This is a genomic window from Actinosynnema sp. NPDC091369, assembly GCF_044757065.1.
In the GTDB taxonomy this organism is placed as follows: Bacteria; Actinomycetota; Actinomycetes; order Mycobacteriales; family Pseudonocardiaceae; genus Actinosynnema.
The window spans coordinates 139,153-152,749 of the sequence record NZ_JBIVUG010000006.1 but is presented as its reverse complement, the minus strand read 5'-3'; the positions used below and the strand labels follow the sequence as shown (position 1 = coordinate 152,749).

Sequence of the window (13,597 nt, the reverse complement as noted above, 5' to 3'; positions counted from 1 at the left end):
CCGGCCCGCGACCGTTCGGCCGACGAGGACGAGCCGCGCCCGGTCGACCCGGCGAAGGAGCAGCGCAAGGCGACGGACATCTGCTACGCGCTGCTCACCGCACGGGCCCGCACCCGCGTGGAGCTGAAGGACGCGCTGCTGCGCAAGGGCATCAGCGAGCAGACGGCCGAGCTGGTGCTGGCCAAGTTCGACCGGGCGGGCCTGATCGACGACGTCGCGTTCGCCGAGGTCTGGGTCCGCTCGCGGCACACCTACCAGGGCCTGGCTCGCCGTGCCCTGGCCATGGAACTGCGCCGCAAGGGCGTGGCGGACGAGGTGGCCGCCGAAGCCGTCGCCGCCGTGGACGACGAGGCCGAGGAAGACCGCGCCCGTGACCTGGTGCGCAAGAAGCTGCGCACCATGGCGGCCTTGGACGACACCACCAAGATCCGCCGCCTGGTCGCCGCCCTGGCCCGCAAGGGCTACGCGGAGGGCCTGGCCTACCGCGTGGTCCGCGATGAACTGCGCCGGGCCGGCGAGGACACCTCCACGTTGGACGACCTGAACCAGTACTGACTCCGGGACCGGGTGCGGCGACCGGTCACCGCGGGTCGAGGACGGGCTTGAGGCTGAACAGGTCGTCGGTCGGGTCGACCACCGCGTCGAACGGCGGCACGTCGTCGCCGCTGATGCGCAGGCTCAGCACCGATGTGGTGGGCCTCCTCGTGGTGGACCAGCATCGCGATGATCATGGCGAGCCACAACCGCCCGCCCGCGCCGTCGACCTCGGCCTGCCTGGCGGTCCGGTCCCCGCCGGCGATCACTGATGGGCTGGTCCGCGCTCACGGGAGCGGTCGGCCAGGCGCCAGTACTGGCGCTTCTTCTCCTCCCGCACCACGACACCGAGCCGGCCCAGCTCGTCGCGCAGCTCGTCCGCGTCCCCGGTGTCGCCCTTGCGCAACGCCTCGGCCCGCACCTTCAGCAGCGCGTTCGCACCCGGCGGGAGGTCCGGCGTCCCGTCGACCCACCGCCGGTAGTCCTCCCGGTACGGGTCGCCGTCCAGCCACTGGTAGCCGTGCGTCTGGAACGCCTCGGCCAGCTCCTCCGGCTTCAGGTCGTGGGTCTCCCGCGCCAGCTCACCGGTGTCCACGCCGAGCAGCACGAGCTTCTTGCCGTCCAGGAACACCCCGGACACCAACGTCCGGTCGAAGCTGCGGTGCCGGCCGCCGCGCAGCAGCTCGACGCCCTCGTTGAACACCTCGACCACCAGCCGCTCGTGCGCCGCGATCCCGGCCACCAGCAGCCCGAGCACCGCCCCGACGGCCACCGAGCCGATCGTCGCCCACGGCTCCGGGATGGACGCCACCAGCCGGAACGGCCCCTGCATCGGCGCCCACGACAGGTCGGCCACCCACCCGGCGATCGACTTCAAGCCCCACACCACGAGCGCGCCCAGCAGCGGGAAGCCGACCGAGACCAGCGCCACCTGCCCGCGCGGTTCGGCGACCACCGTGGTTCGTCGCGCGTCCATCCCCCACTACCTCCCCAGAAGTGAGCCCTCAACTTATCGCCGTACCCTGTAGCGGTGCGGATCAGGGCCGACCACGTCGTCTGGGACTGGAACGGAACCCTGTTCGCCGACAACGACGCGGTGCTCGCCGCGGTCAACCGGGTCTGCGCCGACTTCGGCCACGCGGCCGTCACGCTGGAGCACTGGCGCGAGGTGTTCAGCCGCCCCATCAAGACCTGCTACGAGCAGATGTTCGGCCGTCCGCTGACCGCGGCCGACTGGAACCGCATCGACCTCGTCTACCACGCCGAGTACCGGGCCGCGATGGACCGGTGCGGGCTGGCCGCGGGCGTGCCCGACCACCTCGCCGTGCTGCGCCACAGCCAGTCGCTGCTGTCCATGTGGTTCCACGACGAGCTGGTCCCGCTGATCACCCGCTTCGGTCTGCACGAGCTGTTCCGCCGGGTGGACGGCCTCAAGGCCGCGGGTGACGGCGGTTCGAAGGCCGAGCACCTCGCCGAACACCTGGACGCCCTCGAGCTGCGCCCGAAGGACGTCGTGCTGATCGGCGACGTGGCCGACGACGCCGAAGCCGCCCGGCACGTCGGCGCGCAGGTCGTCCTGGTCGCCACCGGCACCAGCTCCCGCGCCGTCCTGGAACGCACGGGCGCGCCGGTCGCCGACTCAATTCCCGAAGCCCTGGCCCACCTGGCATGACGAAGGGCGTCTCCCACCGTGCAGGGGAGACGCCCTCAGCCGTGCTCTATAGCGCCGAAGCGGCCCGTGCCAGCTCTTCGACCCGCGCCCAGTCACCGGACGCCAGCGCGTCCTTGGGCGCGAGCCACGACCCGCCGACGCAGCCGACGTTCGGCAGCGCCAGGTAGTTCGGCGCGGTCGCGGGCGTGATGCCGCCGGTCGGGCAGAACCGCAGGCCGGGCAGCGGGCCGCCGATCGACTTCAGGTAGTCCACCCCGCCCGCGGCCTCGGCCGGGAAGAACTTCAGCGAGGTCAGGCCGCGCTCGGCCAGCCGCATCGCCTCCGACACGGTCGCCGCGCCCGGCAGGAACGGCAGCCCGGTGTCCTCTGCCGCGTCCAGCACCCGGTCCGTCGACCCCGGCGTCACGAGGAACGCCGCACCGGCCTTGGCGGCCTGCTCGGCGTGCTCGGGCGCGGTCACGGTGCCCGCGCCGATCACGATGCCCGGCACCTCCGCCGCGACCCGCTCGATCGCGGCCAGCGCGGCGGGCGTGCGCAGCGTCAGCTCGATCACGCGGACGCCACCGCGCAGCAACGCCTCCGCCAGCGGCACGGCGTGCTCGGCGTCGTCCACGACGACGACCGGGATGACGGGGGACAGCGCGAGCAGGTCCGCCGCCGTCGCATGAGCCGGCGCGTTGGTCACCGGGACACCTCCTGGTTGAACTGGCCTTCGAAGTGCGAGGCCGCGATCGGTCCGAACACGCTCGCGCCCCGGTCGGCGGGCCCGACGGCCCGGCGCAGCGCGGCGAACAGCTCCCGGCCCGTGCCGGTCCACGCCTGCGCGTCCGGCGGGAAGTCCACCAGATCGCGCGCGGCCAGCTCCGCCGGGTCCACGAACACCTCCAGCGTGCCGGTCTCGGCGTCCAGCCGCAGCACGTCGCCGTCGCGCACGCGGGCCAGCGGGCCGCCGACGGCGGCCTCCGGGGTGAGCTGGATGGCGGCCGGGATCTTGCCCGACGCGCCGGACATGCGGCCGTCGGTGACCAGCGCGACCTTGAAGCCCCGGTCCATCAGCACGCCCAGCGCGGGCGTCAGCTTGTGCAGCTCGGGCATCCCGTTGGCCTGCGGACCCTGCTGCCGCACCACCACGACCACGTCCCGCTCCAGCTCACCGGCCTGGAACGCGGCGCTGAACGCCTCCTGCGAGGTGAACACGCGGGCGGGCGCCTCGACGACCCGGTGCTCGGGCTTGACCGCCGACACCTTGATCACCGCGCGGCCCAGGTTGCCCGACAGCATGCGCAGCCCGCCGTCCGCGGCGAACGGCTCCGACACCGGCCGCAGCACGTCGGTGTCCAGCGACTGCGGCGGGCCGGGCCGCCACTGGAGCACGCCCTCGACCAGCACCGGCTCCTGCCGGTAGCGGTCCAGGCCGTCGCCGGCCACGGTCTTCACGTCGGCGTGCAGCAGGCCCGCGTCCAGCAGCGTCGAGACGAGGAACTGCACGCCGCCCGCGGCCTGGAAGTGGTTGATGTCGGCCGAGCCGTTGGGGTAGACGCGGGCCAGCAGCGGCACCACCGAGGACAGCTCGGAGAAGTCGTCCCAGCTCAGCTCGATGCCGGCGGCCGACGCGATGGCGACCAGGTGCATGGTGTGGTTGGTGGACCCGCCGGTGGCCAGCAGCGCGATCACGCCGTTGACCACGGACTTCACGTCCACCACGTGCCCGATCGGGGTGTAGTCCTCGCCGCGGCTGATCTCCACCGCGCGCCGCGCGGCCTCCTCGGTCAGCGCCTTGCGCAGCTTGGTGCCCGGCGGCACGAAGCTCGCGCCGGGCAGGTGCAGGCCCATGACCTCGACCACGAGCTGGTTGGAGTTCGCCGTGCCGTAGAACGTGCAGGTCCCGGGGCTGTGGTAGGACTGCGCCTCGGCTTCGAGCAGGTCCTCGCGGGTGGCCTTGTTCTCCGCGAACAGCTGCCGCACCCGCGCCTTCTCCGAGTTCGGCAGGCCGGAGTGCATCGGGCCCGCGGGCACCAGGATCGCGGGCAGGTGCCCGAACGACAGCGCGCCGATCAGCAGGCCGGGCACGATCTTGTCGCACACGCCGAGCAGCAGCGCCGAGTCGAACATCTCGTGCGACAGGGCGATGCCGGTGGCCATCGCGATGACCTCGCGGCTGAACAGCGACAGCTCCATGCCCGCGCGGCCTTGGGTGATGCCGTCGCACATGGCGGGCACGCCGCCCGCGAACTGCGCCACGCCGCCGACGGCCCGCGCCGCGTCCTTGATCCACGCCGGGTACTCGTTCATGGGCTGGTGCGCGGACAACATGTCGTTGTACGCGGACACGATCGCCACGTTCGGGCGACGAAGTGCCCGGAGGAGGTCTTTGTCACCGCCCGTGATCCCGGCGAAGCCGTGGGCCAGGTTGCTGCACGCCATGTCCCGACGGGCGGGGCCCTCCTGCTGGGCCTGGGCGAGTCGTTCCAGGTAGGCGGACCGGCCGGCGGCGCTGCGGGCGGCGATTCGAGCCGTCACTTCGGCGACGACGGGATGCACGCTCATGGTTCGCTGTCTCCGGTGGTGATCACGGGCCGTGGTGGGCCCGGTGGGACGACAGCGCTGGCGTCGCACGGACGGACGTGACAGCAAGCACACTATGTCACGACACATGATCGTGACAAAAACGATTCAGATCCTGAGACGCAACTCGGACACCTGTGGTGCTTGTCACAGCGCCTTCCACTTGGCAGAGTCGGCACACGGACCGACCCGAGGGAGGTGCTGACCATGACGTCCTCCGAGATCGTGGAGCTGCGCAGGGCGCTTGGCCAACTGCGCCACTGCGTCGGCGGCCTGCGTGCGCGCTACGGCGACGTGGCCGCGGTGCAGAGGCTCGCCAACGACGTCGAACGCCTGGACATCGACGCGACCGAGCTGGTGGACCTGGACAGTCCGCCGCGCCAACGCGAAGCCCCCCGGGTCGAGCGGGAAGTCGTCGTCGTCCCCGACACGCCGTACGACCCGCAGCTGTGGCGCGACGCCGACGACGAAGGGCTCGGCGGCTACCGCAGCCATCGAACCTGAACCCAGGAGCAGACCGGCCCCCGCGTGAGAACGCGGGGGCCGCTCCCGTTTCAGGGCCGGTGATGTGTCCCAAACCACAATGTGTCCCGCACCACAACGACGTGGAACGAGGTGAGGTATGAGGGCGCAGATCGCCCAGCGCACGTTGCGCACAGACCGGTGGTGGCTGCCGCCGCTGGCGACGTTCGCGGGCCTGCTCCTGATTTCGATCTACGCGGCCGTGCGGACCTTCATGGGCGACTACTACTGGGTGGACGAGTACCGCTACCTGACGCCCATGTACTCCCCGTGCCTGACCGAGGAGTGCCTGCCGAACGCGGCGCACTTCGGCCGCCTGCTGCCCGAGCTGCCGGGGTTCCTCACCCCGCCGGTGATCATCATCCCGTTCCTGCTCGGCTTCCGGGTGACCTGCTACTACTACCGCAAGGCGTACTACCGGGCGGCGTGGATGTCCCCGCCCGCGTGCGCGGTGGCCGAGCCGCACGCCAAGTACACCGGTGAGACCCGGTTCCCGCTGATCGCCCAGAACCTGCACCGCTACTTCTTCTACGCGGCCTCGCTCCTGCTGCTGATCAACGTCTACGACGCGTTCTACGCGTTCAGCACCGGCATCGGGCTGGGCAACATCGTGCTGCTGGTGAACGTGTCGCTGCTGGCGGCCTACACGCTGTCGTGCCACTCGTGCCGGCACATCGCGGGCGGGCGGTTGAAGCACTTCTCCAAGCACCCGGTCCGGTACTGGGCGTGGACGCAGATCTCCAAGCTCAACGCCCGGCACATGCAGCTGGCCTGGGCCTCGCTCATCTTCGTCTGCGTCACGGACCTCTACGTCGCGCTGGTCGCCTCCGGGACGATCGCCGACCTCCGATTCGTCAACTGAGGAGTGGTTTTGCCCGAGCTGGAACGGCATTCGTTCGACGTGCTCGTGATCGGTGCCGGTGGTGCGGGGTTGCGCGCCGCGATCGAAGCCCGCGAACACGGGATGCGCACGGCGGTGCTGTGCAAGTCGTTGTTCGGCAAGGCGCACACGGTGATGGCCGAGGGCGGCATCGCGGCGGCCATGGGGAACGTGAACTCGAACGACAACTGGCAGGTGCACTTCCGCGACACGATGCGCGGCGGGAAGTTCCTGAACAACTGGCGGATGGCCGAGCTGCACGCCAAGGAAGCGCCCGACCGGGTGTGGGAGCTGGAGACCTATGGCGCGCTGTTCGACCGCACCAAGGACGGTCGGATCAGCCAGCGCAACTTCGGCGGCCACGAGTACCCGCGGTTGGCGCACGTCGGTGACCGCACCGGGCTGGAGCTGATCCGCAGCCTCCAGCAGAAGGTCGTCTCGCTCCAGCAGGACGACCACGCCGAGACCGGCGACTACGAGTCGCGGCTGAAGGTGTTCCAGGAGTTCACCGTCACCGACCTGGTGCTCGACGGCGGCAAGGTGGCCGGCGCGTTCGGCTACTGGCGCGAGTCGGGCCGGTTCGTGCTGTTCGAGGCGCCCGCCGTGGTGCTCGCGACCGGCGGCATCGGCAAGTCGTTCAAGGTCACGTCGAACTCGTGGGAGTACACCGGTGACGGCCACGCCCTGGCCCTGCGCGCGGGCGCGTCCCTGATCAACATGGAGTTCGTGCAGTTCCACCCGACCGGCATGGTCTGGCCGCCGTCGGTGAAGGGCATCCTGGTCACCGAGTCGGTCCGCGGTGACGGCGGCGTGCTGCGCAACTCCGACGGCAAGCGGTTCATGTTCGACTACATCCCCGAGGTGTTCAAGGACAAGTACGCCGACAACGAGGCCGAGGCCGACCGCTGGTACACCGACCCCGGCAACAACCGGCGACCACCGGAGCTGCTGCCGCGCGACGAGGTGGCCCGTGCCATCAACTCCGAGGTCAAGGCCGGTCGCGGCTCCGAGCACGGCGGCGTGTTCCTGGACGTGTCCACGCGCCTGCCCGCCGAGGAGATCATGCGGCGGCTGCCGTCGATGCACCACCAGTTCAAGGAGCTGGCCGACGTCGACATCACCGCGCAGCCGATGGAGGTGGGGCCGACCTGCCACTACGTGATGGGCGGCGTGCAGGTCGACCCGGACACGGGCGCGTCGTCGGTGCCGGGGCTGTTCGCCGCGGGCGAGGTGTCCGGCGGGATGCACGGCTCGAACCGGCTGGGCGGCAACTCGCTGTCCGACCTGCTGGTGTTCGGTCGCCGCGCGGGTGCGGGCGCGTCGGACTACGTGGGCGGGCTGTCGGCTCGGCCGGTGTGCTCGGACGAGGCCGTGGCCGAGGCCGAGCGGACGGCGGTGGCGCCGTTCTCCGGGGCCGAGGGCGGCGGCGAGAACCCGTACACGCTGCACATGGAGTTGCAGCAGGCGATGAACGACCTGGTCGGCATCATCCGCCGGTCCGAGGAGATGGAACAGGCGATCGGACGGCTGGCGGAGCTGAAGCGGCGGGCCGCGACCGTGGTGGTCGAGGGGCACCGGCAGTTCAACCCCGGCTGGCACCTGGCGCTCGACCTGCGCAACATGCTGGTGGTCAGCGAGTGCGTGGCGCGGGCCGCGCTGCTGCGCACGGAGAGCCGCGGTGGGCACACGCGGGACGACTTCCCCAGCATGGACGCCGAGTGGCGGCGCAAGTTGCTGGTGTGCACGCTGTCCGGCTCGTCGGTCGAGGTGGTGGAGGAGCCGCAGCTCCCGATCCGGCCGGACCTGCTGGAGCTGTTCGAGCACAGCGAGTTGCAGAAGTACCTGACCGCCGACGAGCTGGAGGGCTGACATGGGGTACCAGGGGCACTTCCGGGTGTGGCGCGGTTCGGACGAGGGCGGCGGCCTGGAGGACTTCACCGTCGAGGTCAACGAGGGCGAGGTCGTGCTGGACGTGATCCACCGCCTCCAGGCGACGCAGACGCCCGACCTGGCCGTGCGGTGGAACTGCAAGGCGGGCAAGTGCGGGTCGTGCTCGGCGGAGATCAACGGCAAGCCGCGGTTGCTGTGCATGACGCGGATGTCGGTGTTCGCCGAGGACGAGACGGTGACCGTGACGCCGATGCGCACGTTCCCGGTGATCCGCGACCTGGTCACGGACGTCTCGTACAACTACAAGAAGGCCCGTGAGATCCCCGCGTTCAAGCCGCCGAAGGGCGTGGCGCCGGGGGAGTACCGGATGCAGCAGGTCGACGTGGAGCGCTCGCAGGAGTTCCGCAAGTGCATCGAGTGCTTCCTGTGCAACAACACCTGCCACGTCATCCGAGACCACGAGGAGAACAAGGAGTCGTTCGCCGGGCCGCGGTTCCTGATGCGCGTGGCCGAGCTGGAGATGCACCCGCTCGACGAAGCCGACCGGGTGCAGGAGGCGCAGTCGTCGCACGGCCTGGGCCTGTGCAACATCACCAAGTGCTGCACCGAGGTGTGCCCCGAGCACATCAAGATCACCGACAACGCCCTGATCCCGATGAAGGAACGCGTGGCCGACCGCCGCTACGACCCGATCGTGTGGCTGGGCAACAAGCTGTTCCGGCGGTCCTGACGGCGGACCCGCGTTGCGTCACACCCGGTGGCGCAACGCGGGGCGGCGGGCGGCCCGTCGCAGGTCGGGGACCAGGCTGACGAGGCCGAGCACCGCGAGACCCGCGCCCAGCCACAGCGGCGCGCGCAGGCCGTGGTCGGTGATGAGCAGGCCGCCCAGCCACGAGCCGACGATGATGCCGAACGTGATGAACGAGCCGTGCACGGTGTTGACCAGCGGGCCGGCGTTGCCCGCGCGCTGGACGCGGGTGACCAGCGCCGGGTTCATCGTGACGCCGACCAGGCCGATGCCGAGCAGGCTGACCACGGCGGGCAGCGCCAGGTCGGCGAAGAGGGCGAAGCCGGTGAGGAACGCGGCGTTCAGGCCCAGGCCCACGACCAGCGCCGGCAGCGCGTGCCGGTCGGCGAAGCGGCCCACCACGTGGTTGCCGACGACGGTGGCCACGCCGTAGGCGACCAGCAGCAGCGGCACGGTGCTCGCGGCGAACCCGGTGACCTCGGTGAGGATCGGGTTGACGTAGCTGAACGCCGAGAACGTGGCGCCGATGACGAACGTGCTGGTGGACAGCACCAGCCACAGCTTCGGCCGGGTGACCGAGCGCAGTTCGGCCCGCACGGTCGTGCCGCCGTCCACGCGCTCCAGCCGCGGCACGCCCGTGAACGTGCTGGCGGCGGCCACGACGGTCAGCACCGCGATGCCCCAGAACGCCGCACGCCACCCGAGGTGCTCGCCGAGGAACGTGGCCAGCGGCAGGCCCAGGAGCGTGCCGAGCATCAGGCCGTTCAGCACGGTCGCGGTGGCCCGGCCGCGCAGGTTCTCCGCGACCAGGGCGGAGGTGACCGAGATCGCCACGCCGAAGAACGCCTGGGACGCCGCGCCGGTGACGAGCCGGGCGGTGAGCATCACGCCGTAGTCGGAGGCGGTGGCGGCCAGGACGTTGCCGGCGAGGAAGACGGCGAACAGCGCCATCAGCGCGGACTTGGGCCGCAGCCGGAGCATCAGCACGGTGAGCAGCGGACCGCCGACGGCCATCGCGGCGGCGAACGCCGTGATCAGGTAGCCGATCTCGGGGATGGTGACGTGCAGGCCGGCGGCCATCTGCGGCATGAGGCCGGCGACGACGAACTCGCTGGTGACCATGGCGAAGATGCCGAGGGCGAGCAGGTGGACGACACGGGGCATGGCGGTGCTCCTGTTTTGTATTGATCTGTCCAAAACTTCGGCGGCGGCGGGCGCGGCCCCGTTCGGGGGTTTGTTCAGAGGTTCGTTCGGCGGGCTGTCAGAGGGCTTCCAGGGCGGTGTCCGCGATGGCCTTCAACGTGGGGATGTCCGCGCCGCCCTGGCCGGCGACCCGGATGCCCGCGATGACGGCGTTGAGGAACCGCGCCAGCTCCGCCGGGTCGCGCCCGGACCGGAACTCGCCGTCGCGCGCGCCGGTCGCGATGACCGCCCGCAGCGCGTCCAGCCTGCGTCGCTGGTCGCGGTCGACCAGCTCGGCGGCCTCGCGGTCGCGTCCGCCCAGCTCCACGGTCGTGTTCACGGTCAGGCAGCCGATCCCGCGCTCGTCCCGCCGGTTCTCCACCTCGCCCGCGATGATCGCGTCGAGCAGGTCGCGCAGGCGTTGTCCGGGTGATCGCGTCTCGTCTTCGAGCAGCGCGACCTGGTTGGCGGTCATGAGCTCGGTGTAGCGGACGAGGGCGCGCTTGAAGAGCTCGTGCTTGCTGCTGAACGTGTTGTAGATGCTGCTGCGGCCCAACCCGGTGGCGCGGCACAGGTCTTCGGTGGACGTGGCCTCGTAGCCGTTCACCCAGAACGTCCGCATGGCGGCGTCCAGCGCCTGCTGCTCGTCGAACTCCCTGGGGCGGGGCACGGGCCGAGCGTAGCAGGTTTTGGATCGATCTATCCAAAACTGGCGAGCCGGGCCGCCACCCAGAAGAACACCTTCGGGTCACCCAGCCCGGAGGCGGTGAGCCAGTCGGCCGCCACCCGCGCCCGCTCCTCGTCCTGGACGAGCCCCCACCGGCCCGGACGGACGCCCGTCGCCCGCCGCACGTCGTCGACCAGGCCGCCGAGGCACGTCCACGTGTGCCAGGTCCCGCTGTCGTAGCCGACCAGCTCGAACCCGAGCACGTCCGGCGCGGTGACGGGCTCGGCGCGGGCCAGGCGGTCCGGCAGGCTGCCCGCCGACACGTCCCAACCGCCCTCGCGCACGTCCGCCAGCAGCGGCTCCACGTCCCGGGCGGCGATCCCGACCTCCAGCACGTGCAAGTCCGCCCGGCCCGTGCGGGCCCGTTCGGCGGACGCCGGGTCACCGAACCACTCGTCCCAGTCGTCCGCCACGACGGTCGTGACGCAGCCGCTCAACGACACCAGCTCGCCCTGCGGCAGACCCGCGTCCTGCCAGTCGCGCCGGGCGTCCCGCGACGCGACGCGGTAGCCGGCCAGGACGTGGCTCACCGGTCCCACCCACGTCCGAGCGCGGCCGGCTCGGCGCCGTGCTCGATGCGCTCGGCCCACTCCGCGGGCCACGCGTCGAAGCCGTGGGTCGCGCCCGCGAACGCGCCGGTCAGGCACGCGATCGAGTCCGAGTCGCCGGACGTCGTCGCGGCCCGGGACAGCGCGGCCACCGGGTCGTCGCGGAACAGCAGGAAGCAGTGCAGCGCGGTGGCCGGCGCCTCCTCCGCCACCCAGCCCGCGCCCGCGGCCAGGCACGGGTCGGCGTCGCGGTCCGGCGCGGCGGCGGCCAGGACGTCGAGCGCGGCCGCGCACTCGTCCCAGCCCCGGGCTTCCCGCCACGGCAGCCCGGCGGCCAGCCTCTCGCACGCCTGCAAGCACGTCATGCCGGGCGCGCGGTTGTTGTCCGGCGACTCCCACCACCGCACGAAGTGGTCGCGCAACGCGTCCGCGATGCCGTCCAGCCCGCCGACCAGCGCCCGTGCGACGGCCAACGTCATCTGGGTGTCGTCGGTGACGAGAGCGGGGTCGCCTTCGAGGTCACGCGGACCGCCGGGGCCGTAGCGGTGCTCGATCTCGGCGACGGTCATGAACTCGGTCGGCGCACCCAGGGCGTCCCCGTACGCCAACCCCGACAACGCACCGCTCGCCCGCTCCACGGCGACATCGTAGGTGCGGAGCGCTTCGGGAAGCGCCTGATAAACGGCTACGCGCGGGGCAGCGGCTCGCGCCGTGCCAGCCAGTCACCCGGCACGTCCGCGCGGCAGGCCACGATGCCGCCCACCATCGCCGCCGTCGTGTCCATGTCCCCGCCCGCTTCGACGCAGGCTGTGATGGCGGCCGGGTAGTCGTCGGCGTGCGTCGCGGCCACCCAGAGCACGAACGGCACGGAGTCCTGCGCGGTCGAGTGCGACCCGTTGCCCAGCTCGTAGGCGGCTTCGGCGGTCGTGCGCCCCAGGAGTCGACGCGCGTCCTCGACACCACGCCGAACCTGCCCGTCGTCCAACCGGTCCAGCACCGCGTCGAACAGCTCGGGCCCGGGCACCGCCGTCGCGACGGCCACCGCCACCGCACCGGCGATCCCCTCCGGGTGCAGGTGCGTGACCTCCGCCGACCGAACCGCCTGCGTCACCACGGCGTCCAGGTCGTCGGCGAAGAACGCGCCCAGCGGCGCCACCCGCATCGCCGCCCCGTTCCCGCACGACGCCTCACCCCGGTACGCCGTCGCCGCCGCCTCCCGCCACGGCACCCCGTCCCGAATGCGGTGCAACACCACCACCGCGCCGGGCCCGTACCCCCGGTACGGGTCGCAGTGCTCGGCGAACGCGTGGGCCAACCGGTCCCGGTCGACCTCGCCGTGATCGCTGAGCTCGGCCAGCAACAGGGAGGCCATCTCGGTGTCGGCCGTCCACGGCCACGGCCCGTCGGGCACCACACCCGCGGCGAACTCGGCACGCGACCGGCCGGGAACGAAGAACTGCGCGCCCAGGGCGTCACCGACGGAAAGCCCGTCCAACGACCGCCGTGCGAGGTTCCCACCCATCACCGTGCAGCCTAAGCCCTCCCCGGACAGCACAACGCCCGGACGGGGGAGCCACCGCTACGGACGGTCGTCCGGGGTGAAGGGATTCAGAAGACGTGCCCCGGTCGTGGCGACGTCACCGACGTTCCGCGTGACGAGCGTCCACCCGTTGACGAGAGCGGTCGCCGCCAGGAGGCCGTCGACAACGGGCAGTGGGTCCGGGACGTTGAGCCGTCCCCACACCTCGGCCACTTCGGCGGTGACGGGTGCGATCCGGTCGCCGTAGACGTGGATCAACTGCTGGAGCCACCTGTCGACGGCACCGGCCTGCGCGGGATCCCGCCTGGCCAGCCGCTCGATGCCCTGCCTGATCTCGCCGACCACCATCACGCTCAGGAACAGCTCACTCGCCGGAACAGCGGCGAACCAGGCTGACACGCCGGCGTTGGGGACCTCCTTGCGGATCTCCGACACGACGTTGGTGTCGAGGAGGAAGCTCACTCACCCTCGCCGAAGTCGACGGTTCGCGCGGGCGCGGAGGGCCGGTCGACCTCCAGGTCGAAGTCCGGTGCGGCCCGCAAGAATGCCTTGAAGTCGTCCTCGCCACCCCGGAGACGGCGGTACTCGGCGATGTCGATGACCACCGCGACCTCCTCTCCGTGCCTGGTGACGAACTGCGGGCCGTCCGTCTCGACCGACCTGATCAGCTCGCTGAAGCGCTGCTTGGCCTCCTGCAACTGCCAGTGTCCGGTCATCGCGCAGCCTCACCTTCTGTCTGGACAGACTAGACGGATAGCGCGTGGGAGGGCGAGCGTGAGGCCCACCTCC

General features: G+C 71.5%; 16 protein-coding genes. 6 read left to right on the top strand and 10 right to left on the bottom strand.

What is annotated here, in order from left to right:
* Positions 1-78: 78 nt before the first annotated feature.
* The gene (locus ACIQMJ_RS23825; RefSeq protein ID WP_499763611.1) at positions 79-555 is read left to right on the top strand and encodes a regulatory protein RecX; all 477 of its coding nucleotides are present in this window, start codon (positions 79-81) and stop codon (positions 553-555) included.
* Between the two features lie 244 nt (positions 556-799).
* On the opposite strand, the gene ACIQMJ_RS23820 is transcribed toward ACIQMJ_RS23825, so the two are convergent.
* Positions 800-1,510 carry a YqeB family protein gene (locus ACIQMJ_RS23820; protein WP_499763211.1) on the bottom strand — a complete coding sequence of 237 codons (711 nt, stop codon included), beginning with the start codon at positions 1,508-1,510 and terminating at the stop codon, positions 800-802.
* A 54-nt stretch (positions 1,511-1,564) separates the two neighbouring features.
* Between ACIQMJ_RS23820 and ACIQMJ_RS23815 the strand changes: the two genes are divergently transcribed.
* Positions 1,565-2,206 carry an HAD family hydrolase gene (locus ACIQMJ_RS23815; protein WP_499763210.1) on the top strand — a complete coding sequence of 214 codons (642 nt, stop codon included), beginning with the start codon at positions 1,565-1,567 and terminating at the stop codon, positions 2,204-2,206.
* A 46-nt stretch (positions 2,207-2,252) separates the two neighbouring features.
* On the opposite strand, the gene eda is transcribed toward ACIQMJ_RS23815, so the two are convergent.
* Positions 2,253-2,891, bottom strand: a complete 639-nt coding sequence (gene eda / locus ACIQMJ_RS23810; RefSeq protein WP_141978186.1) for a bifunctional 4-hydroxy-2-oxoglutarate aldolase/2-dehydro-3-deoxy-phosphogluconate aldolase — start codon at positions 2,889-2,891, stop codon at positions 2,253-2,255.
* Entirely contained in the window at positions 2,888-4,753 is a 1,866-nt protein-coding gene (gene edd / locus ACIQMJ_RS23805; RefSeq protein WP_499763209.1) for a phosphogluconate dehydratase, read from the bottom strand. The genes eda and edd overlap by 4 nt, the downstream gene beginning before the upstream one ends.
* Before the next feature lie 225 nt (positions 4,754-4,978).
* Between edd and ACIQMJ_RS23800 the strand changes: the two genes are divergently transcribed.
* The 4 genes from ACIQMJ_RS23800 (at position 4,979) to ACIQMJ_RS23785 (ending at position 8,793) form a co-directional block, all read left to right on the top strand.
* A complete protein-coding gene (locus tag ACIQMJ_RS23800; RefSeq protein WP_499763208.1) occupies positions 4,979-5,275 on the top strand; it encodes an Rv0250c family protein in 297 nt (98 codons plus the stop codon).
* 118 nt (positions 5,276-5,393) lie between these two features.
* Entirely contained in the window at positions 5,394-6,155 is a 762-nt protein-coding gene (gene sdhC, locus ACIQMJ_RS23795; protein ID WP_499763207.1) for a succinate dehydrogenase subunit SdhC, read from the top strand.
* 9 nt (positions 6,156-6,164) lie between these two features.
* Positions 6,165-8,042 carry a fumarate reductase/succinate dehydrogenase flavoprotein subunit gene (locus ACIQMJ_RS23790; protein ID WP_499763206.1) on the top strand — a complete coding sequence of 626 codons (1,878 nt, stop codon included), beginning with the start codon at positions 6,165-6,167 and terminating at the stop codon, positions 8,040-8,042.
* 1 nt (position 8,043) lies between these two features.
* A complete protein-coding gene (locus ACIQMJ_RS23785) occupies positions 8,044-8,793 on the top strand; it encodes a succinate dehydrogenase/fumarate reductase iron-sulfur subunit (RefSeq protein WP_499763205.1) in 750 nt (249 codons plus the stop codon).
* Between the two features lie 18 nt (positions 8,794-8,811).
* Here ACIQMJ_RS23785 and ACIQMJ_RS23780 read toward each other — a convergent pair whose 3' ends face one another.
* The 7 genes from ACIQMJ_RS23780 to ACIQMJ_RS23750 form a co-directional block, all read right to left on the bottom strand.
* Positions 8,812-9,975, bottom strand: a complete 1,164-nt coding sequence (locus ACIQMJ_RS23780) for an MFS transporter (RefSeq protein WP_499763204.1) — start codon at positions 9,973-9,975, stop codon at positions 8,812-8,814.
* A 97-nt stretch (positions 9,976-10,072) separates the two neighbouring features.
* The gene (locus ACIQMJ_RS23775; protein WP_499763203.1) at positions 10,073-10,663 is read right to left on the bottom strand and encodes a TetR/AcrR family transcriptional regulator; all 591 of its coding nucleotides are present in this window, start codon (positions 10,661-10,663) and stop codon (positions 10,073-10,075) included.
* 29 nt (positions 10,664-10,692) lie between these two features.
* Positions 10,693-11,250 (bottom strand): hypothetical protein, encoded by a 558-nt coding sequence (locus ACIQMJ_RS23770; protein WP_499763202.1) that lies wholly within the window; start codon positions 11,248-11,250, stop codon positions 10,693-10,695.
* On the bottom strand, positions 11,247-11,906 hold the full coding sequence (locus ACIQMJ_RS23765; protein WP_499763201.1) for an ADP-ribosylglycohydrolase family protein: 660 nt from the start codon (positions 11,904-11,906) through the stop codon (positions 11,247-11,249). Before ACIQMJ_RS23765 ends, ACIQMJ_RS23770 begins: the two co-directional genes overlap by 4 nt.
* 47 nt (positions 11,907-11,953) lie before the next feature.
* The gene (locus ACIQMJ_RS23760) at positions 11,954-12,790 is read right to left on the bottom strand and encodes an ADP-ribosylglycohydrolase family protein (protein WP_499763200.1); all 837 of its coding nucleotides are present in this window, start codon (positions 12,788-12,790) and stop codon (positions 11,954-11,956) included.
* A gap of 57 nt (positions 12,791-12,847) precedes the next feature.
* Positions 12,848-13,270, bottom strand: coding sequence for a type II toxin-antitoxin system VapC family toxin (locus ACIQMJ_RS23755; RefSeq protein WP_499763199.1), 423 nt, complete (start codon positions 13,268-13,270; stop codon positions 12,848-12,850).
* Positions 13,267-13,524, bottom strand: coding sequence for a type II toxin-antitoxin system Phd/YefM family antitoxin (locus ACIQMJ_RS23750; RefSeq protein WP_499763198.1), 258 nt, complete (start codon positions 13,522-13,524; stop codon positions 13,267-13,269). The genes ACIQMJ_RS23755 and ACIQMJ_RS23750 overlap by 4 nt, the downstream gene beginning before the upstream one ends.
* Positions 13,525-13,597 lie beyond the last annotated feature (73 nt).

Coding starts and splice junctions, on each gene's coding strand:
- edd (WP_499763209.1), bottom strand. CDS start 4,753: ATGAGCGTGCATCCCGTCGTCGCCGAAGTGACGGCTCGAATCGCCGCC.
- ACIQMJ_RS23780 (WP_499763204.1), bottom strand. CDS start 9,975: ATGCCCCGTGTCGTCCACCTGCTCGCCCTCGGCATCTTCGCCATGGTC.
- sdhC (WP_499763207.1), top strand. CDS start 5,394: ATGAGGGCGCAGATCGCCCAGCGCACGTTGCGCACAGACCGGTGGTGG.
- ACIQMJ_RS23760 (WP_499763200.1), bottom strand. CDS start 12,790: ATGGGTGGGAACCTCGCACGGCGGTCGTTGGACGGGCTTTCCGTCGGT.
- ACIQMJ_RS23800 (WP_499763208.1), top strand. CDS start 4,979: ATGACGTCCTCCGAGATCGTGGAGCTGCGCAGGGCGCTTGGCCAACTG.
- ACIQMJ_RS23820 (WP_499763211.1), bottom strand. CDS start 1,510: ATGGACGCGCGACGAACCACGGTGGTCGCCGAACCGCGCGGGCAGGTG.
- ACIQMJ_RS23750 (WP_499763198.1), bottom strand. CDS start 13,524: ATGACCGGACACTGGCAGTTGCAGGAGGCCAAGCAGCGCTTCAGCGAG.
- ACIQMJ_RS23785 (WP_499763205.1), top strand. CDS start 8,044: ATGGGGTACCAGGGGCACTTCCGGGTGTGGCGCGGTTCGGACGAGGGC.